This is a genomic window from Leptospira dzoumogneensis (assembly GCF_004770895.1).
GTDB lineage: Bacteria > Spirochaetota > Leptospiria > Leptospirales > Leptospiraceae > Leptospira_B > Leptospira_B dzoumogneensis.
Genome location: NZ_RQHS01000018.1, coordinates 235083 through 253114, shown reverse-complemented (window position 1 = coordinate 253114; position 18032 = coordinate 235083). Strand labels below are relative to the sequence as shown.

Genomic DNA, 18032 nt, shown 5'->3' with positions numbered 1-18032 from the left:
TTATTTCCCCTAAACAAAAGGATTTCAGGAAAAATCTATAAGAGATAGGTATTATAAGAATCACATGTCCCAATCCTCCAAAATTTCGGCGATCCGCGCCCGCGAAATCATGGATTCCAGAGGAAATCCTACGGTAGAAGTAGATGTAAAACTGGAAGACGGCTCATTCGGTAGAGCTGCAGTCCCTTCCGGAGCCTCCACTGGAGAATACGAAGCAGTAGAGTTAAGAGACGGAGATAAATCCCGCTATTTAGGCAAAGGTGTCCTAAAAGCAGTAGAGAACGTAAATGGTAAGATCAAAGACGTTCTGATTGGAGAAGACGCTCTCGACCAAAACAGAATTGATTCCCTGATGTTGGATAAGGACGGAACCAAAAACAAATCCAAATTAGGTGCAAATGCGATCTTAGGAACTTCCCTCGCAGTAGCAAAAGCGGCAGCTTCTCATACTAGACTTCCACTTTACAGATACATAGGCGGAAACTTCGCAAAAGAACTTCCTGTTCCGATGATGAATATCATTAACGGTGGAGCCCACGCGGACAATAACGTGGACTTCCAAGAGTTTATGATCCTTCCTGTGGGAGTAAACAGCTTCCGTGAAGCTTTAAGAGTTGGGGCAGAAGTTTTCCATAGCCTCAAGTCGGTCCTGAAATCCAAAAAACTCAATACAGCGGTCGGAGATGAGGGCGGATTCGCACCTGACCTGGCAAGCAACCTAGAAGGATTAGAAGTCATTCTCCAAGCCATCGAAAAAGCGGGTTATAAGCCTGAAAAAGACGTATTATTGGGTTTGGATGCAGCTTCTTCCGAGTTTTTCGACAAAACCAAGAAAAAGTACGTTCTGGGCGGAGAAGGAAATAAAGAGTTCTCTAGCGCAGAATTAGTGGAATACTATTCAAATCTAGTCTCAAAGTATCCGATCATTACTATTGAAGACGGTCTGGATGAGAACGACTGGGAAGGTTGGAAACTTCTAAGTGAGAAATTGGGTAAGAAGATCCAACTCGTAGGTGATGATCTATTCGTTACCAATATAGAAAAACTTTCTCAGGGAATTTCCCAAAAGGTGGGTAATTCCATCCTGATCAAGGTGAACCAAATCGGAAGTTTGTCCGAAACATTGGCGTCCATCGATATGGCTAAAAAAGCCAAATATACGAATGTGATCAGCCATAGATCCGGAGAAACCGAGGACGTAACCATTTCGCATATCGCGGTGGGTACGAACGCGGGCCAGATCAAAACTGGTTCCCTTTCCAGGACCGATAGGATCGCTAAATATAACGAACTTTTAAGGATCGAAGAAGAATTAGGTTCTTCTGCGGTTTACAAAGGGAGAAATACATTCTATAATCTCTGAACTTCTTATGGGTATGAATCTGGCGAACAAACTGTTTTTACTTTTACTCTTCCTTTCCGGAATGTTTTACTTCACGGTATTGGGAGAGTCAGGTTTAGTCGTACGTTCTACCCTAGAAACCAGTCTTTCCAGTCTTCGTTTGGATGTGGAGAGACTGGAGTATGAGAATAGACAATTAGAAGAAAGGCAAAAACTCCTACGAGATGATAAGCTCGCCCTGGAGAAAGAAGCCAGAAAGTATTATCTTCTCTCCGAAAACGCACAAATTATCAAATTTAGGGAGCCAGAACCGAAAGCGGAGAATCGTCCGGTCCTCGCCTCCCGTCTAATTGCTTTAAGAGCGGACCGTGATATGCCGGTCCCTCCGATCCAGTTACTTCGCTTTTTTTACGTTTCCTTTGTAGCTTTCGTATTTATTGGAGTTTTCAGGAAATTACGGAGGAAGAAACTGGAAGAACGAACCGCTGCTTAAGGGAGCCAGAATGTCTGAGACTGAAAAAATCACCGAAGTAATCGAAGAATTAGCCGGTAGCAAAATTTCCAAAAAGTTCATCGACCATAGAAAAATTTTCTTATGGGGTGCGGTTACTGATGAATCCGCAAAAGACATCGTAGGCAAACTACTCTATCTGGAAATGGCGGATCCAGGAAAAGAAATTACATTCTATATCAATAGTCCCGGAGGAGTTGTTACTTCCGGACTTACCATCTTCGACACAATGAAGATGATCTCTTCTCCAGTTCATACTGTATGTATGGGACTTGCGGCTTCTATGGGATCCGTTCTTCTAGCTGCAGGCGTAAAAGGAAAAAGATCCATTTGGCCTAACGGTAAAGTGATGATCCACCAGCCTAGCATCGGTGGACAGATTGTAGCTCCAGCAACGGACCTGCAGATCCACGCCGAAGAGATCTTAAAGACTAGAGCAAGATTAAATCAAATACTTGCGGAAGCCTGCGGTCATCCTGTTGAAAAATTGGAAGAAGATACGGACAGAGACTATTATATGGATGCGGATGAAGCGATCAAATACGGGATCGTAGATACTCTCGCTACCAAAATAGAATTCCCTAAACAAAATTAAGGTTATATAACTTGTCTGGTCCCTCTTCCTTAGAAGAAACCGTTCGCTCCTTTCTGGAAACAATCCCGGAAGGAGCTCCTTCTTCCGAAAAAGAAATGCCTTCCCTTTTTCTGGAATTCTCTGAATTATTATTCGAGAATCCGGAACATACTTCTGAAAAAATTTTACTCTCCGATCTGGGCGGTTTCGAACTGGACGAGTTTTTGAATTTTTATCTGGAAGATATGTTCCCTGATGATTCAAAGATCAGAGAGAAAGGAAAAACCTTTCTTAAAAAATTCAGAAAGTTCTTAGATAAAAAATTCCCTTTAAAAAAAGAACAAGAAGAAGAGTGGAAAGAGTTTTTTAAAGAAAACGAGATCCGTTAATTTATGGAAGCTTCTCATTTTCGACCTAAAAGATTCGTCTCAGGAAAACACGCTCAAACGATTTATAATACTCTTTTCCCTCCTGAAAATCCTCTTAGGACCTCTTATTACTGCGAAGACATTCTACTTACTGTAAGCGGAGAATCGGGAGATAAACTTTGGTTAGAACATAATCCTCCTGTTTCTTCATATCGCAAGAGTGCAATCCCTTCCAACGGAACTTATATACTCATGATCCATGGAATGGAAGGTGATTCGGAAAGTTCTTATCTAGTTTCTCTCGCAACCTCCGCTTTGGAAAGAGGATACGGAGTCATTCGTATGAATCTGCGTAACTGCGGCAGAGGAAGAGGTTTCGCCAGAAAATCGTATTATGCCGGTCAGTCGGAAGATGTGCAGGATGTTCTGGATTATATCCATGAGTATTTAAGTAAGAAGATCTTTGTCTCCGGATTTTCTCTCTCCGCAAATTTAGTCCTAAAATTTTTCGGAGAATCCAGAAATCATAAGTCACTCGCATTTTCCGCTGTCTCCCCTCCTCTGGATCTTGCAAAAAATTGTGATTTTATAGATTCACTTTCCGGAAGATTTTATAGAAATCATTTTATCAGCAGTTTTAAGAAGAAGATCAAAGAAGGTATTTTAGATCTGACTCCTTTACAATTGGAGAATTCAAAGAAGATAAAAACATTTTTCGATTTCGACGATATGATCACCGCTCCTTCTTTCGGTTATCCTAGTGCTATGGAATATTATGAAAAGAATTCCTGTATCAATTATATTCAATCCATTACTCATCCTGGAATTTTAATCCATGCAGAGGATGATCCGGTTGTCCCGTTATTCGAGTGGAATTCTATCAACTGGTCCAGACTTCCTAATCTTAAAACCATTCTGACCAAACAAGGAGGCCATGTTGGATTTGTGACCGATCCTAATCCTGATCTTCCGGATGGTCGTTGGCTTACTAAAATTCTGCTGGATTATTTCGATTCCAAATTATAATCTGCTGCCTGAAACCAGCTTAAACAAGTGAATTCCAAACAGAGCCCTTCCAAACCCAAAAAACCTCTTCCAGCTTCTTTCTTTATAGTGGTTTCCTATGAAAATGAAGAGGCCTATTATCGTTTGAAAGAAAAAGCGGAAGACACATTTTCACAGGCATTATACGAATCCAAACCACTTCCAAAATGGACCCATCAATTCGAGAATTTTTTAGATTCTCCTATCGGAAGATTTACTCGAATCCTTTCTTTAAAAAGAAGGATTTCCAGAGAAGAACTTCCAAGTCTCCAAAAAGAATGTACTAAATTCCAAACATCTTTACGCAAATCGGATGAATCTATTCGAATATTACCTGGTTATCTTACTCCTTATAATTTGGTTTTAGCTTCCTTGGAAGAAGATTTACATAGGATCTATATGTTCCATGGAGTATTTGCGGAGATCATTTACACTTACCAGGGACAAAAATGGATCCCTCAAAGTTCCGCCTCGGAATTTTTTAAACATCCTGAAGTTCTATACTTTTTTACTAATTTACGAGAATCTTATGTTAGCTCTTTGGAAAAACGTTAAACTTATATCTTTATCTCTTCTTGTATTTGCTGCCTGCGAACCTTCCGTTCTGTCCGTCAGTAATGTCGAGCTATGCGACTATTTTACGAGAGATGGAGTGTGCAGAGAACCTTCTCCATTGAATAAAAAATATTCTGTGGATATTCCAAATGTGAAAAAGCCGAACACTTGGGAAGAATTAGGGAATTATCTGTATTTCCATGCTCGTGAAACTCCAGGTTTTGTTCTTAGAATGAACAGAAGAATGAGTCCCGAAGAAAGAAAACAGATCCAAGAAACTTATTTTGCAATGTATGAATTTGCAGGTGTAAAAGGTAAGATGGAAGGTTTCGAAATCGGAGAAGATTGGATCGGTTCTTTTAATTACCTAGGCTCTATGGTTAAGGAAAAACAGAAAAAGGAAAATCGTTTAGGCCAATATCCTTATGAGAATTCCGTCTTTCCTACCGATCTGGAATTCACCTGGTCCGCAAAAGGGATCAAAGGTAGCGCCAAAACCAGGATCGATTTTGTGTATCATATTCTTCCTGCGGAGAAAACCCAGTAATTCACTGCGCAAAAAGAAAATTCAATTTTCCTAATATGTTTCGAAGATCTGAGCTGGATTTAAGAAGATCTGGCCTATACTCAAATCCAAAGTGAAATAAGCAAAAAATCCCAAAACGACTGCGGATACGACCGGGATAAGAAGATTATCATCCACAATCCCATTCCAGTAAGTTCCGCTGTACAGCTCGGTGACAGCAGCTGCGATAACGGCAGGCAGCACTAAAATTATATTCTGCCAAAATTCTCCGGAAGAAAATTGATAGATCCCAAGCTCTTTAGAACCTGACTGGACCACATAAATAAACCAAAGACCCACGATCGTAGAAGATAGAATGAATGCCAAGATCCCTTCTTTGGATTTACCGTTAGAAAATCTGTTCTTTCCGAAATGAGTTCCTACCCAAGCGGCCATCGGATCTCCAATCACCAGAAATAATAAGGAAAGGATCGCGATATCAGGCGGGAAGAAAAACACAACTAACGTAATAGAAAGGAAATAAGGGAAGGTTCCGTTGATCCTGGACTTCTCCTCTTCCTTTAATAAAGGACCGGCGAACTTTACGAATACAGTTTGTACGATCGGAATATGGAATCTTGCCCATTCCAGTAATACTAAAAGCCCGAGACATAGAACAAGCAGGATCGTAATAATAGCACGAGTTGCATACACTAACAAAAATTGTCCATGGAATACATCGAAATAATAGAAGGCAGGAATGATGAGCCCGAGTAAATGCCAGGCCTTTCTAAAATAATTAAAGGAAGAAGTTTTTTCAGATTTCATTTTCTATTTCCGAGAGTCCGTCTTAGATCCGAGAATATCAGCGTTTAGAAGCCATCTTTAAGGCGGCCTCTTCGTCGTTAGCGATCAGGAAAAATCCGCTTAAGCCGGCCATTTTAAAAACATTGATCACTGCTTTGGAGATATTTACAAGGACGAGTTTGTTCTTACTGGAAAAACTGGATTGGCTCACTTCTTTTAAGGCCTGGACCCCGGTAGAGGATACCAAATGTACGTCTTCCATATCCATGATGACCGGTCCCTGGCGAACCGCCAAGGAAAGCACATCCTTAAATTTTTTCTCCGTAAAGGAGTTGATAGAACCCTGCAGTTTCAGAACTTGAACGCTGTCTATCTTTTCCGTTGAGATGATAATCTCGTTCAGGATCATAACGGTTCGATTCGTCAAGATACCGGAATTTCATAATAGATACAATGGTTTTTCTATTCTTCACCTCGGCTTATCTGTTTTTCAAAACCTATGGATTTCCGTTCTCAGGTTCTTTGGTTCTTTGTCTTACGATCGCATTTTCCCAATTCCATTCTTCTAAAACTCTTAGACCTAATCTCAATTTTTTAATATTTCCGGCTTCTATATGTGCTGTTTCCTTTTGGGACGGAACAGCCGCTGAATCCATTTTGGATTTAGTCTGCTTGAGTCTCGCAGGTATGATCTCTTCGGGTGGATTTTCTTTTTTAGGGAGTCGTTCTCCTGCGTTTAGGGAAACTTTAGGCGTCCTAATATTGGCAGGTTCTTGTATCCTTTCTTTTTCCAGAAGGGAACTTTCTCCATTTCTAATCCCGGCGCTTTCCTTATTTCTAATTTTATCCATTCCGAAACAGGTTCGTATTATTATTTTAGGACTTTGTGTTTTACTTTCAGGTGTTTGGATCTTATATGAGCCTGCTCATCCAGGTTTAGAACCTTCCCTATTCAAATCAGTATTGTTATTTTTAGGAATGTTTTGGGTCATTTGGAAGGGAAATAAGGATCTTCTTAGCGGTCTCTTATTTTCCACCTTCTTCTTTCTTATATGCCTATCCAAACCGGGAGAAGAGTTGATGATCCTCACCTGCGGACTCTTTTTTTCCTACTTGCAAGAAGCAGCCTGGGGCCTAGACTCAGGAACTGAAGTTTAAAGTTCCAGGTCTTATTCCATGAAAATTAAAGTGGCACATCTTTTACGCAAAACGGAAGAAATAGATCGGGACTTGACCGAACTAGGCAAGATAAAGGATAGAATTGCAGCAGACCGGGATTATTCCGAATCTTTAAAAGTATCTATTGGAGCGGAGATGGACAAGCTCTCTTCTCAAAAACAAGAGATGCTTTCTATGAAGACAAAGGAAACTCCATCCGATTGGAATTCTTCCGGCAATCCTTCAGGCGCTAGGGCAGCCGAAGGACTTTACCAAGACAACGAAAAACGCCTAACTCGCGAAATATCCGTTGAAATCCAAGGTAAGAAGCAGCAACCTGCCCGAAAGACCATCCATAAATACTAGTCTTTTCGAGATCCGAAAAGAACAGGTTATATAAAACAACATGAACAAAAAAATAATCGTACTCTCCTTCCTGGCGGCATTACTCTTTCAGTGTAATTCGGACTCGGATGTATTAGCCTCTTTCAAAGGAGGAACAGTTACCAGAAAAGAACTCAGGAACTTCTACCAATTAAATACAGGCGGCCGCAAACCGGAACCGAATCATCCGACCAAAGAAGAACAAACCCAACTTCTGGAAACTTTAGGTCTTTTCAAATTGATCTCTTTGTACAATACGGAAAAGAAACTCGTATCCGAAGATGAATTAGCAGTTTTTCTAAAATACTCCAAACCCCAGATGGCTGCTTCTTTCCTGCAAAGGAATTTAGCGGAGAAGTTGGAGCAAGTCGGTAAATTAAAATTCGCTTTCGTACGAGTGATCGCAGTTTTCTCTTTCGATCCTAAAGACGAAGAAGTTACCAGACAGAGAGCCCAAAGTATTTTCGAAGGGATCCAAAAACTTTCCGGCAAAAAAGAAATTATCCAGTACGTGGTAGATCATACGGATCAACCTGCTTACAAAGCAGTCGGCGGATTATTAGAACCGCAATGTTTGAATTGTGGAAACGATCCTAACCTCGCTTTTTACCAAGAAGCTGCAGAGAACGAAGGAAAATGGATCTTAAAAGAGATCGACGACCAACTTTCTCCGGGAGCGGATCCAAAAGCTCCTAGAAGGAAAAAATTCCTCATTTTAAGAGTAGAAAGAGTAGAGACAATCTACGCTTCCAGAGTTGGAAAGTTTTTCTCCAAAGAATTCGGAAAATTGAAAGTTCTCGCTAAAAAATATATCGAGACTCCCGACATTTCCGACCAAATCAAGGCGGAAGTAAAACGTAATTATCTAGATCTAAAAGTGGATGATATCGCTCCTCGTTACGAAGACTTCATGAAAAAGAGATTCTTGTTCAGCGCAGTCAGCGAGCAAGAAGAACAATTAGTGAAAAATGCAGGTTTCGAAAAAGCAAATATCACTCAAGATAACCTGAACACTTTCAATCATGAATCCGTTCTATTGACCAATACCAAAACCGGAGAAACCGTTAAGTTCAAAGACGTTTTGAACGAGTTGGAACAATTGGCAAAACAAAGCGGTCTTGATTCTTCCAAATTAGATGATAAGGCGAATGTGCTCCAATTTTTCAGACAACAATATATCTGGTATAAGATAGCTGATAGTTCTAAAGAATTGAAAGACGCTTTAGAGTCTAAGGATTTCCAAGATATGTTCAATGTAATGAAACTATACATTGTACAGCCTTTGGTATTCAAAAGAGAACTTCCAAGCGATGTAACCGTTTCAGAAGCGGAGATGAGAGAGCAGTACGAAGCTGCCAAAATGTTCTCTTATGCTAAGTCAAATCCGAACAATCCTCAAGACAGAACTCCTATGCCTTACGGCGAGGTTAGAGAGAGAATCAAAGAAGATTTGATCCGAGCTAAAAAACAAAACTTCGTTAGAGAGCTTACCCAAAAGCTTAAAACGGATTACCAATTCATTCTGGACTCGAGCAGATTGAAAGAAGGTAAGATCTAACAGTCAATAAATGGCACTTAAGACGCTTATAAACTTATTTCCTAAGTTATAAGAGATCAAGAGTATCCCTGTTCAGTAGTCCGAAGAGGTTATAGACCTTTATACTTCGGGCTACTGACCGTGTTCTACAATCCACAATAAGTCTAACGGCCTTTTTTTATAGAATAAGATTTCAAATGCTTGATTCTTATTCTTATCTCTCTTAGTATTAGCCCACTTTGGAAAAAATTTCTATACTTAAGTGCCTGTTGGGCATGATGGAAATTTATTCTTGAGGCAAAGTAAGGTCGTTTTAAAACGGTTAAAAAGGGGAAAAGAATGAACAACCACATCTATATGCTCCGTAAAAAACGGGGAATCAAGCAATATGATATGGCAAGGGCTCTGGGTGTATCCCCTAGCTACCTTTCCAAAATTGAAACCGGAAGCCAAGCTCCTACTGAAAAATTCAGACAGGCTTGCGCTAAATATTTGAAAACGACATTAGATAAACTATTCAACGAAAGTCCGGTAGAAGAGGTTTATCCTGAATTCAGCCAAGGACTTACCAATAAACTCTGGGCAAAACGCAGAGAATTGGGGATCAAACAATACGATATGGCTAAAAAATTAAAGGTCTCAACTCCTTTCCTTTCCAAAGTGGAGTTAGGACTATTAGAGCCGCCTGAAGATTTCAAGAGCATGGCTTCTAAAGTTTTAAAAATGAAAAAAGAGGAATTATTTCTACATAAAGTAGAATTCTAAATCGAACACGGGAGGTAAAACTCCCGTAAAGTAATACTGCACATTCTTTTTCCCTTACTATGTGCTGTACTTAGTGAAACCCCAGGTTGTGATAGACCCGGGGTTTTTTATTTCTTACTTCACAGACACAGTTCCGCCTGAATAATCTAGAACGATACTCTGCCCTTCCTTGAATTCACCCTTCAGTATAAAATTACTGAGAGCGTTCCCGATCTCTCTTTGGACTAGTCTTTTCAAAGGCCTTGCCCCGTATTCAGGGTCAAAACCGGCCTGCACGATATGTTTTTTCAATGCAGGAGTGAAACTTACGTTTAGTCCATTCTCCGCAGCTTTTTTAGCCATGATCTGCAATTGAAGTTCTGCGATCTTAGCGATCATCGCCTCATCCACCGATTTGAATAGGATCACTTCGTCCAAACGGTTTAAGAACTCAGGTTTGAAATGTTTTTTCAACCTTAGGTCCACCATTCTTTCTTTCTCTTCTTCCGAATATTCCGTAGAACCTAAAACATCGGAGCCTAGATTAGAAGTAAGAATGATGACCGTATTCTTAAAGTCCACATTCCTTCCTTTGGAATCGGTCAACCTACCCTCGTCCAATATCTGTAAGAAGATATTGAACACTTCGGGATGAGCCTTCTCCACCTCGTCGAATAAGATCACAGAATAAGGCCTGCGTCTTACCGCTTCAGTCAATTGTCCACCCTCGTCATGTCCTATATAACCCGGAGGAGCTCCTATCAGTCTGGATACGGAATGAGCTTCCATATATTCGCTCATATCTATACGAAGCATTGCGTTCACATCATCGAATAAGAACTCGGACAATGCCTTTGCAGTTTCAGTTTTACCGACACCTGTTGGTCCTAAGAATAAGAAAGTACCGATAGGACGGTTCGGATCTGCGATCCCTGCCCTGGATCTACGGATCGCTTCGGATAATAATTCCAAAGCATGGTCCTGACCGATCACCTTGATCTTCAATGAATTTTCCATTTTGAGAAGTTTCGCCTTCTCTCCTTGGAGCATTTTGGATACAGGAATTCCGGTCCAACGAGAGACTATATTTGCGATATCTTCCTCATCTACTTCTTCTTTTAAAAGTCTTCCTGAGCCTGAGATCTTTTTGAGTTCCGCGTTTGCTTTTTCCATTTCTTTGGAAAGTTCTATTAGTTTTCCATAACGAATTTCTGCGACTCTATTGATCTCTCCTCGCCTTTCTGCTTCCGCTTCAAGAACCTTGTATTTATCCGTTTCTTCTTTGATTTCCTTAATTTTGGAAATTTTGGATTTTTCCAGATCCCAACGGGCTTTTAAGTTCCGAAAAAGTTCTTCCTGTTCCGAAAGTTCTTTTGCAATATTCTCCACTCTCTGTTTGGAAGCGGGATCCGTTTCTCTTTTTAGAGCTTCCTTTTCTATCTTCAAGGATTGTATCTTTTTACTTAACTTGTCCAATTCTTCCGGCATAGAATCCATTTCTATCCTCATCTTGGAACTTGCCTCGTCTATTAGATCCACCGCCTTATCAGGAAGGAAACGATCCGCTATATAACGATTCGATAAACTAGCCGCGGCCACGATCGCGGAATCTAATATTTTAATTCCATGATGTAGTTCGTATCTATCTTTTAAACCGCGAAGAATAGTGACTGTTTCTTCCACACTTGGTTCTTTTACATGAACCGGTTGGAACCTTCTTTCTAAGGCCGCATCCTTTTCGATATACTTTTGGTATTCCTTTAAGGTGGTTGCACCTATACAACGAAGTTCTCCTCGAGCAAGCATCGGTTTTAGCATATTAGAAGCATCCATTGCTCCTTCTTGCGCGCCTGCTCCGACGAGTGTATGGATCTCATCTATGAATAGTATGATATTCCCATCGCTGTGTTTTACTTCGTCCAGGGTGGCTTTTAGTCTTTCTTCAAATTCTCCCCTGTATTTTGCACCGGCGATCATCGCACCCAGATCCAAAGCATAGATTGTCTTGGTTTTGATCCCTTCCGGAACTTCTCCTTGGATGATCTTACCTGCGAGTCCCTCTACGATCGCAGTTTTACCCACACCCGGTTCTCCGATGAGCACCGGGTTGTTTTTAGTCCTGCGGGAAAGTACTTGGATGGTCCTTCTGATCTCCTCGTCCCTTCCGATGACCGGGTCCAGCTTGCCTAGTTTAGCCAGCTCATTTAGATTTTTTGCATATTTTTTCAAGGCATCCGCCTTGTTTTCCGGAGTATCATCCATGATGGGTTGTCCTTTCCTGAGTTCTAATACTGCTTTTAATAATTTAGGATAATCGAGTCCTAATCTGGCGAATTCTTGGCGAAGTGAAGATATTCCATTCTTCAAAAATGCCAAGAGAACATGGTCTGTAGAAAGATATTCATCCTTCAGTTCTGCACGTATCTTGTCGGAAGACTGCAAGAGTGAAACGGCGGCTCTGGAAAATCCTTTGTCTTCTTGGCCTTCTACCCTTGGAAGTTTCGCGATGGATTCTTCCGTTTTACGTCGGAACTCGGACAGATTTAAACCCAGTTTAGAAAACAAAGGAGGAGCAAATCCATCTCCTTGGTTTAAGATCTGAGCAATAATATGTTCTTCTTGTATCTCCGGGTTCTTGTCATAAGAGCTTTGTGCACTTGAAAGAGCCTCATTCAATTTTAATGTGATCTTATCTAGTTTCATTTTTATCCGAATCCACTTGTATTCGAGTTAATACTTAGACTGGGCCATCAGTTAAATTTCTAAAATTTTCTGCCAGAAAGTCAGATAGGATTTTAGCTCCATTATGTCCCGTTTTTTTCCATTTCTAAATCCGAATTCGTTTTGACAAGGGGGACACTTTTACTGGGATTATAGCCATTCCCTTTTCGGACAGGTATTAAGTCCGAAATCCCTAAAAGCCGGAACAACCCTAGATGACTAAAGAACCGCCCAAGGAAAGTTGGAAATCCCGCACTGGACTCATATTAACCGTTGCCTCAGGAGCGATCGGACTCGGAAATTTCCTCCGATTTCCGGGACAAGCAGTGCAGAATGGAGGAGGAGCCTTCCTTCTCCCTTATATCATCAGTTTTATCCTGGTTGGGATCCCAGTCTGTATCACCGAATGGGTGATGGGAAGAATGGGTGGAGAACAAGGTCATAGTTTTCCGAATCTATTCCGCGCTTATCTTTCCGGTGTTCCTCTTAGACTGCTTGGGACGATCGGAGTTACCATTCCTTTATTGATATATGTCTATTACGTTTTTGTGGAAGCATGGTGTCTTGCTTATGCTTTCGATTTTGTGACAGGAAGTATCAGCCTGAATTCAGGGAACGGGGATCTGAATTCTCTCATCCAAAATTCTTCCAACCATTTCCATACTTTGGTGGGAGCAAAAGAGAACGGAAGTGCCGTCCAAGGTAAAATTTTTTACGCAACACTCGCCTGCTTTTTAATGAACTTTATTTTAGTGTATAGAGGGATCGCAAAAGGTCTGGAAGTATTCGCCAAGATCGCAGTTCCTTCTATGTTAATCTGTTCCGTAATTGTCCTTGTTAGAGTATTAACTTTAGATAATATAGAATTAGGACTCGCTCAGATGTGGAACCCGAACTGGGCCGCATTGGGAGAGGCTAAGGTTTGGATCTCCGCTGCAGGCCAGATATTTTTTACTTTATCCGCGGGTTTCGGGATCGCATTGGTATTTTCCAGTTATCTCAAAAAAGAGAACGATGTAATTCTGTCTTCCGTTTCCGCTGCTTCATTAAATGAGTTTGTAGAAGTTGCATTCGGTGGAATGATCACTATTCCTGTCGCATTTTTGTTTTTAGGAGTATCGGCAACATCCTTCGGAACATTCGGAATGGGATTTATCGCGCTTCCTTCCGTGTTTGCATTGATGCCCGGAGGTTCGTTTTTTGGAGCGATCTGGTATTTTGTCCTATTCTTAGCGGCACTCACCTCTTCCGTAACGATGCTCCAGCCTGTGATCGTATTTTTAGAAGAAGCTTTTCATATCAGAAGAAGGACCTCTAGTTTTATACTTTTTCTTTTCACGTTCGGACTTTCTTTTCCGATCTTGTATTTTAACAAAAATTTCAATGCCTTAGACCAGGCAGATTTCTGGGTAGGAACGGTTCTGATCTATATCTTGGCAACCTTACAGATCGTAATTTTCGGCTGGGTGATCGGAGCTAAAAAAGGTTTGGAAGAAGGTCATAAGGGTGCGCAGGCCCAGCTTCCTAAGTTTTTCTGGTGGGTGATCCAATACGTTACACCTGCATTTTTACTGATCGTATTTGGAATGTTTCTCTACCAAAACCTGGGATCTTATATCAATAAGATGGATGTGGATTGGGTGATCGCTAATGCAGGCGCGGGCATAAGTGCAGAAGAAGCGAAATTCCAAGCATTGATCTCCCGTTATGTATTTCTGGCAATTATAGCGGTATTCGCACTCGTTTACATTCTTGTACATTTTAGCCTAAAAGGCAAAGAAGAATCCAAGGACAAATCCACGAACAAAGTGCTACCAATCTTTTTGGGAAGTTTTATACTGATCCTGGCATTCTTTATGAATATATTTCCTTACAAGGAAACCGGGTCTATCAAGGAAGCATTCGGATCTGTTTCTCCTGAATTAACTTTGGATGGTGCACTCATCATGTGGGTTTCTTTGGGACTCGTAACCCTTCTATCCTTATATTGTGTGATCAAACTTTTCCGCACCAGGGAAGCGTAATCATTTGAGCAGAGTAGAAGAACAATTCAAAAAACTTTCCAAACTCTGGCCTGATTTCGAATCCAGATCAGGCCAGATCCAAATGGCGAATAGTGTAGAACAAGCATTTGCAAGTTCGGAACATCTGATCGTGGAAGCGGGAACAGGTGTAGGAAAATCATTGGCTTATCTTATCCCCGCCGCGATCAGCGCATTGGAAGATGAGGAGATCGTAGTCATCTCCACGGAAACAAAAGCTCTCCAAGACCAATTGATCCGAAAAGATATCCCTCTTGTTTCTCAAATTTTGGGACAAGAAGTGAAAGCGGAAATTGCAATGGGTGCTTCTAACTACGTCTGCAAAAGAAAATTGGGAAATGTTCTGACCCAGGGAACATTCGGTCCCGAGATGATGGAACATTTGAATTCTTTTAAGGACTGGGTCTCTAATTCCGGATCAGGAAGAAGGCAGGAATATGACGGATATGCCTCTCCCGATTTTTGGTCTAAGGTAACAAGGGAAGCAGATTCTTGTTTAGGAAGAAGCTGCCCTAACTTCTCCCATTCTTTTTATTTTTTAGAAAGGGCTAAATGGCAGAAGTCCAATTTGCTGATCGTAAATCATTCCTTGCTCGCAGCACATATTGCATCCGATTTTAATATTCTGCCGGACTTCAAAAAGATCGTAGTAGATGAGGCCCATAATTTTCCGGAAGTTTTAGGGAACGCATTTAGAATTGAATTATCTTCTTTAGAGATCCAAAAACTATTACAAGGTGTTTGGAATTCCCAAAAAAAATCGGGCTTAGGTGCGAGACTCAATTCTCCTAAGATAAACGATCTTACCAATCTTGCAGGAGAAAAACTTTTCCTTTGTTTTAACAAGGTGGTGGGAGAACTTCCTCTCAATTTCTACGGTTCCCAAAGAATTCGCAGGCCGTTAAAAATGGACGGAGGGGAATTAGAAGCGGCATTAGATTCTTTGCAAGAAGCTCTTCTTTTAGAATTAAAAAAATATTCTAAAGAAAGTGACGATCTGGAAGAAAAAGAGATCGCACTCGAGATCGAAATGTCTTCGGGACGGATCGGACAGATCGCAGAAGGTTTACATCTTTTCCGTACGATGGATGAGGGAGAAAGAGTGTATTGGGCGGATCCTCCGAATACTAGAACGAAGGAGATGTTCCCTAAACTTCTGACCCAACCTTTAAAATCCGAAACGATACTCAGAGAAGTTTTAGAGCCCAGAACTGAAAGTATAGTTTTCACTTCCGCTACACTTTCCACCAATAAAGGTGATCTAAGTTATTTTGCGGACCGGATCGGAAGATTACCTTCTAAATCCAAGCTTGTTGCTTCTCCTTTTCCTTATGAGAAAAATGCACTTTTGTTTTTGCCTAAGGATATAAAAGACGCAACTGAATCTGCAGAAAGAAATGCTGCGGATCTTTCTCGTTATATTTTAAAACTGATAGAACTCACAAAAGGTGGAGCATTCGTTTTATTTACTTCTAATAAATCCTTGAATGAAATTATAGAAACGATTAGACCTCTTACGGATCTACCTATCATCTCTCAACTAGAAATGGGACCGGAAGCGGCTAAAAACCGTTTTTTAGCGGAAAAGGATGCGGTACTTTTCGGAGTATCTTCCTTCTGGCAGGGAGTGGATATCAGAGGTGATAAACTCAGATCAGTGATCCTGACTAAACTTCCGTTCCAACCTCCTAACGATCCGGTGCTTGAGGCAAGAAGTGAAAAATTGAAAGAGAAAGGTGGGAATCCTTTCAAAGATCTTCAACTTCCTTATGCGACCACTGTTCTGAAACAAGGTTTTGGAAGGCTGATCCGTTCCGAAAAAGACACAGGGATCGTAAGTTTATTGGATTCTCGTATCTGGACCAAGTCGTATGGAACGGATCTGATCAATTCTCTTCCTCCTGCAAAAAGGATCACCGAGTGGAACCAATTAAAATTAGAATATTCTAAACTTCCCAATTACTCTTCCGGAGAAGCGGTATGAAACTTAAATTTCTGGCATTCTTTTTGATCTCTGGAATTTCCATTTTTGCATGGGAGTCCAAGGACAAAACGGAAACGATCATAAATTGGAGAACCGGAGAGATCAGTAAAACCGTGGAAGTAAAACTTCCTAAGATCGCATTTCATCCGGATGATCCGGATTATAATAAGATCGGGACCGCAAAAAATATCACTGAGGCCAGGAACATCGCAAAAGAAACCGCTAAAGAAGAGATTAAGAAATATTTATATAGAAGTATGGAAAATCTAAAGTTGGATTCCAATCTTCTTCTTCGCGAAAAAATAGCACAAGACGAATCTTTTAGGGAAATTTTCCAAGAGATCTACGAGAAGGAACCTATCGAGATCCATAACCGATTCAAAGGAAATCATTTGATCGCTACAGGAATTCTTTCTTTAAAAGGTAAAAAGGGAATTCTATCTCATATCACTCTTCCCTATTCTTCCGAAAATTTTCCGGAAGCTCATCCGATCCATAACCCTGCGGATCCTTATACGGGTCTTATAGTAGATGCAAGGCATTTAGACGTTGTGCCTGCATTATTTTCGGAGATCAGGGACGAAGACGGGATCGGGATCTATTCTCCGTTATTCGTTAAAAAAAGTTCCATCGTGAATTACGGATATATCCGCTATTTTTCTAAAATGCAGGACGCAATGAAGGAAGAAGTCTCCGGTTATAAACCACTTTTGACTACTGCGTTAGGTGTTTCCGGAAAATTGGGAGCTGACCTTGTGATCTCCAACGAAGATGCGGAGAAGGTCCTGGCCTCCCCTAAATCCAGGGAGGCTCTTTTGAAAGGAAGAGTTATCGTGATTCTAGGGAAACCAGAGAAGTAAAAACTTCTTCCGCTTTCTTATAAGACTCTGAGAATAGATACGCGTATCCCAGATCTAAGAGTTCCGTTCTAGAAAGTTCTTTTTTTCTAGCTTCGTATTTAGGGATATTTTTGATCCTATCTGAATACTCTGTCACCTTATCTTCATAAGAAGGGATCTCTCCCGCACCGGGAAGTTTTTCTAGAATATTACGAGCGTCTTCGAATCTTCCTATATGAACAAAACATAATCCTAAAGCTGCCAGAACATCTCTGTCTTCTTTTAAGTTCTCCGAATTTTCTTTGAAAACTTTAAGAGCTTCTTCGAATTTTCTTAAATGATACAGGGAGAAAAATTCCAGTTTGGAAAAATATCCGTCCGACCAAAGAGCCTTGTATCTCTGGATTAGATCCGCACATGCTTTGTGGGCCCCCACTTCTTCGCATGCCTTGATCCCGGTGGTTAAGATAGAATAAGATACCGGACTGGAAGATGCCTTGAAGTATTCGTGAAATAATACCGCGGCCTCTTTAGCATTTCCTTTTGCTTTATGCAGATATGCGCCGAGCAAAGGTGTAAGGACCGTTTTTCCTTCTAAAGGAAAATTATTGGCGGTATTCGTTTCCGTTTCGAATTCGCAAACCGCTCTTAAATGATTTAAGAACACGTTTTTCGGATTCTTCTCCGCTAGTTTGGATACTTCCTCGTACGCTCCCGTTTCAAAGAGTTCCCAAGCGGACTCTTCCAAGGAAAGCTGTGTGGAAAGGGCGGAACTTTTAGCCATACGATACCTCTATTTTTGGTATCGGTTGCTCTGGCTTTTTTTCTAGACTTTTTTTCTCACGCAGAGGCACAGAGACGCTGAGAGTTTTTAAATAGTACTAAAGGAATAAAAGTCCTTTCTTTGCGCCTTCGCG

General features: G+C 40.9%; 18 protein-coding genes. 14 read left to right on the top strand and 4 right to left on the bottom strand.

Annotation, left to right across the window (positions count from 1 at the left end):
- Positions 1-64 precede the first annotated feature (64 nt).
- Genes eno through lcpA form a run of 7 tightly spaced genes read left to right on the top strand, consistent with a single transcriptional unit; the run spans position 65 to position 4941 of the window.
- Positions 65-1363 (top strand): phosphopyruvate hydratase, encoded by a 1299-nt coding sequence (gene eno, locus EHR06_RS12030; RefSeq protein WP_135757225.1) that lies wholly within the window; start codon positions 65-67, stop codon positions 1361-1363.
- 7 nt (positions 1364-1370) lie between these two features.
- Positions 1371-1835 (top strand): FtsB family cell division protein, encoded by a 465-nt coding sequence (locus EHR06_RS12025; protein WP_207797649.1) that lies wholly within the window; start codon positions 1371-1373, stop codon positions 1833-1835.
- A 10-nt stretch (positions 1836-1845) separates the two neighbouring features.
- Positions 1846-2448 (top strand): ClpP family protease, encoded by a 603-nt coding sequence (locus EHR06_RS12020; RefSeq protein ID WP_135757224.1) that lies wholly within the window; start codon positions 1846-1848, stop codon positions 2446-2448.
- An 11-nt stretch (positions 2449-2459) separates the two neighbouring features.
- Complete coding sequence (locus EHR06_RS12015) at positions 2460-2816, top strand: hypothetical protein (RefSeq protein ID WP_135757223.1); 357 nt, start codon at positions 2460-2462, stop codon at positions 2814-2816.
- Positions 2817-2819: 3 nt separating this feature from the next.
- Positions 2820-3821, top strand: coding sequence for a YheT family hydrolase (locus tag EHR06_RS12010; RefSeq protein ID WP_135757222.1), 1002 nt, complete (start codon positions 2820-2822; stop codon positions 3819-3821).
- A 27-nt stretch (positions 3822-3848) separates the two neighbouring features.
- Positions 3849-4394 carry a DUF4416 family protein gene (locus EHR06_RS12005; RefSeq protein WP_135757221.1) on the top strand — a complete coding sequence of 182 codons (546 nt, stop codon included), beginning with the start codon at positions 3849-3851 and terminating at the stop codon, positions 4392-4394.
- Positions 4369-4941, top strand: a complete 573-nt coding sequence (lcpA, locus tag EHR06_RS12000) for a complement regulator-acquiring protein LcpA (RefSeq protein ID WP_135757220.1) — start codon at positions 4369-4371, stop codon at positions 4939-4941. Before EHR06_RS12005 ends, lcpA begins: the two co-directional genes overlap by 26 nt.
- A 30-nt stretch (positions 4942-4971) precedes the next feature.
- On the opposite strand, the gene EHR06_RS11995 is transcribed toward lcpA, so the two are convergent.
- Positions 4972-5727, bottom strand: a complete 756-nt coding sequence (locus EHR06_RS11995) for a diacylglycerol/polyprenol kinase family protein (protein ID WP_135757219.1) — start codon at positions 5725-5727, stop codon at positions 4972-4974.
- A 37-nt stretch (positions 5728-5764) separates the two neighbouring features.
- The gene (locus tag EHR06_RS11990) at positions 5765-6115 is read right to left on the bottom strand and encodes an STAS domain-containing protein (protein ID WP_008590048.1); all 351 of its coding nucleotides are present in this window, start codon (positions 6113-6115) and stop codon (positions 5765-5767) included.
- Positions 6116-6159: 44 nt separating this feature from the next.
- Here EHR06_RS11990 and EHR06_RS11985 point away from each other — a divergent pair, with 44 nt between their 5' ends.
- The 4 genes from EHR06_RS11985 to EHR06_RS11970 all read left to right on the top strand — a co-directional run bounded on the left by EHR06_RS11985 (position 6160) and on the right by EHR06_RS11970 (position 9550).
- Complete coding sequence (locus tag EHR06_RS11985; protein WP_135757218.1) at positions 6160-6864, top strand: hypothetical protein; 705 nt, start codon at positions 6160-6162, stop codon at positions 6862-6864.
- Positions 6865-6882: 18 nt separating this feature from the next.
- The gene (locus tag EHR06_RS11980) at positions 6883-7230 is read left to right on the top strand and encodes a hypothetical protein (RefSeq protein WP_086448955.1); all 348 of its coding nucleotides are present in this window, start codon (positions 6883-6885) and stop codon (positions 7228-7230) included.
- Positions 7231-7270: 40 nt separating this feature from the next.
- Entirely contained in the window at positions 7271-8806 is a 1536-nt protein-coding gene (locus tag EHR06_RS11975) for an LIC12015 family putative lipoprotein (protein WP_135757217.1), read from the top strand.
- Positions 8807-9142: 336 nt separating this feature from the next.
- A complete protein-coding gene (locus EHR06_RS11970; RefSeq protein WP_010515694.1) occupies positions 9143-9550 on the top strand; it encodes a helix-turn-helix domain-containing protein in 408 nt (135 codons plus the stop codon).
- Between the two features lie 114 nt (positions 9551-9664).
- Here EHR06_RS11970 and clpB read toward each other — a convergent pair whose 3' ends face one another.
- Complete coding sequence (gene clpB / locus EHR06_RS11965; RefSeq protein WP_135757216.1) at positions 9665-12232, bottom strand: ATP-dependent chaperone ClpB; 2568 nt, start codon at positions 12230-12232, stop codon at positions 9665-9667.
- A gap of 233 nt (positions 12233-12465) precedes the next feature.
- On the opposite strand from clpB, the gene EHR06_RS11960 reads away from it, so the two are divergent.
- From EHR06_RS11960 to EHR06_RS11950, 3 genes are read left to right on the top strand one after another with little or no spacing between them, the layout of a single operon-like run.
- The gene (locus tag EHR06_RS11960; protein WP_135757215.1) at positions 12466-14274 is read left to right on the top strand and encodes a sodium-dependent transporter; all 1809 of its coding nucleotides are present in this window, start codon (positions 12466-12468) and stop codon (positions 14272-14274) included.
- Between the two features lie 4 nt (positions 14275-14278).
- A complete protein-coding gene (locus tag EHR06_RS11955) occupies positions 14279-16276 on the top strand; it encodes an ATP-dependent DNA helicase (protein ID WP_135757214.1) in 1998 nt (665 codons plus the stop codon).
- A complete protein-coding gene (locus tag EHR06_RS11950) occupies positions 16273-17136 on the top strand; it encodes a hypothetical protein (protein ID WP_135757213.1) in 864 nt (287 codons plus the stop codon). Before EHR06_RS11955 ends, EHR06_RS11950 begins: the two co-directional genes overlap by 4 nt.
- Here the strand turns inward: EHR06_RS11950 and EHR06_RS11945 are convergent.
- A complete protein-coding gene (locus EHR06_RS11945; RefSeq protein ID WP_135757212.1) occupies positions 17105-17899 on the bottom strand; it encodes a tetratricopeptide repeat protein in 795 nt (264 codons plus the stop codon). The two genes, EHR06_RS11950 and EHR06_RS11945, sit on opposite strands and share 32 nt — an antisense overlap.
- Positions 17900-18032: the final 133 nt, after the last annotated feature.

What these genes read in the sequence shown, in the direction of transcription:
- EHR06_RS12020 (WP_135757224.1), top strand. Translation starts at nt 1,846, where the DNA reads ATGTCTGAGACTGAAAAAATCACCGAAGTAATCGAAGAATTAGCCGGT.
- EHR06_RS11950 (WP_135757213.1), top strand. Translation starts at nt 16,273, where the DNA reads ATGAAACTTAAATTTCTGGCATTCTTTTTGATCTCTGGAATTTCCATT.
- EHR06_RS11975 (WP_135757217.1), top strand. Translation starts at nt 7,271, where the DNA reads ATGAACAAAAAAATAATCGTACTCTCCTTCCTGGCGGCATTACTCTTT.
- clpB (WP_135757216.1), bottom strand. Translation starts at nt 12,232, where the DNA reads ATGAAACTAGATAAGATCACATTAAAATTGAATGAGGCTCTTTCAAGT.
- EHR06_RS11995 (WP_135757219.1), bottom strand. Translation starts at nt 5,727, where the DNA reads ATGAAATCTGAAAAAACTTCTTCCTTTAATTATTTTAGAAAGGCCTGG.
- EHR06_RS11970 (WP_010515694.1), top strand. Translation starts at nt 9,143, where the DNA reads ATGCTCCGTAAAAAACGGGGAATCAAGCAATATGATATGGCAAGGGCT.
- EHR06_RS12010 (WP_135757222.1), top strand. Translation starts at nt 2,820, where the DNA reads ATGGAAGCTTCTCATTTTCGACCTAAAAGATTCGTCTCAGGAAAACAC.
- EHR06_RS11985 (WP_135757218.1), top strand. Translation starts at nt 6,160, where the DNA reads ATGGTTTTTCTATTCTTCACCTCGGCTTATCTGTTTTTCAAAACCTAT.
- EHR06_RS11960 (WP_135757215.1), top strand. Translation starts at nt 12,466, where the DNA reads ATGACTAAAGAACCGCCCAAGGAAAGTTGGAAATCCCGCACTGGACTC.
- EHR06_RS11980 (WP_086448955.1), top strand. Translation starts at nt 6,883, where the DNA reads ATGAAAATTAAAGTGGCACATCTTTTACGCAAAACGGAAGAAATAGAT.
- EHR06_RS11945 (WP_135757212.1), bottom strand. Translation starts at nt 17,899, where the DNA reads ATGGCTAAAAGTTCCGCCCTTTCCACACAGCTTTCCTTGGAAGAGTCC.
- EHR06_RS11990 (WP_008590048.1), bottom strand. Translation starts at nt 6,115, where the DNA reads ATGATCCTGAACGAGATTATCATCTCAACGGAAAAGATAGACAGCGTT.
- EHR06_RS12025 (WP_207797649.1), top strand. Translation starts at nt 1,371, where the DNA reads ATGGGTATGAATCTGGCGAACAAACTGTTTTTACTTTTACTCTTCCTT.
- lcpA (WP_135757220.1), top strand. Translation starts at nt 4,369, where the DNA reads ATGTTAGCTCTTTGGAAAAACGTTAAACTTATATCTTTATCTCTTCTT.
- eno (WP_135757225.1), top strand. Translation starts at nt 65, where the DNA reads ATGTCCCAATCCTCCAAAATTTCGGCGATCCGCGCCCGCGAAATCATG.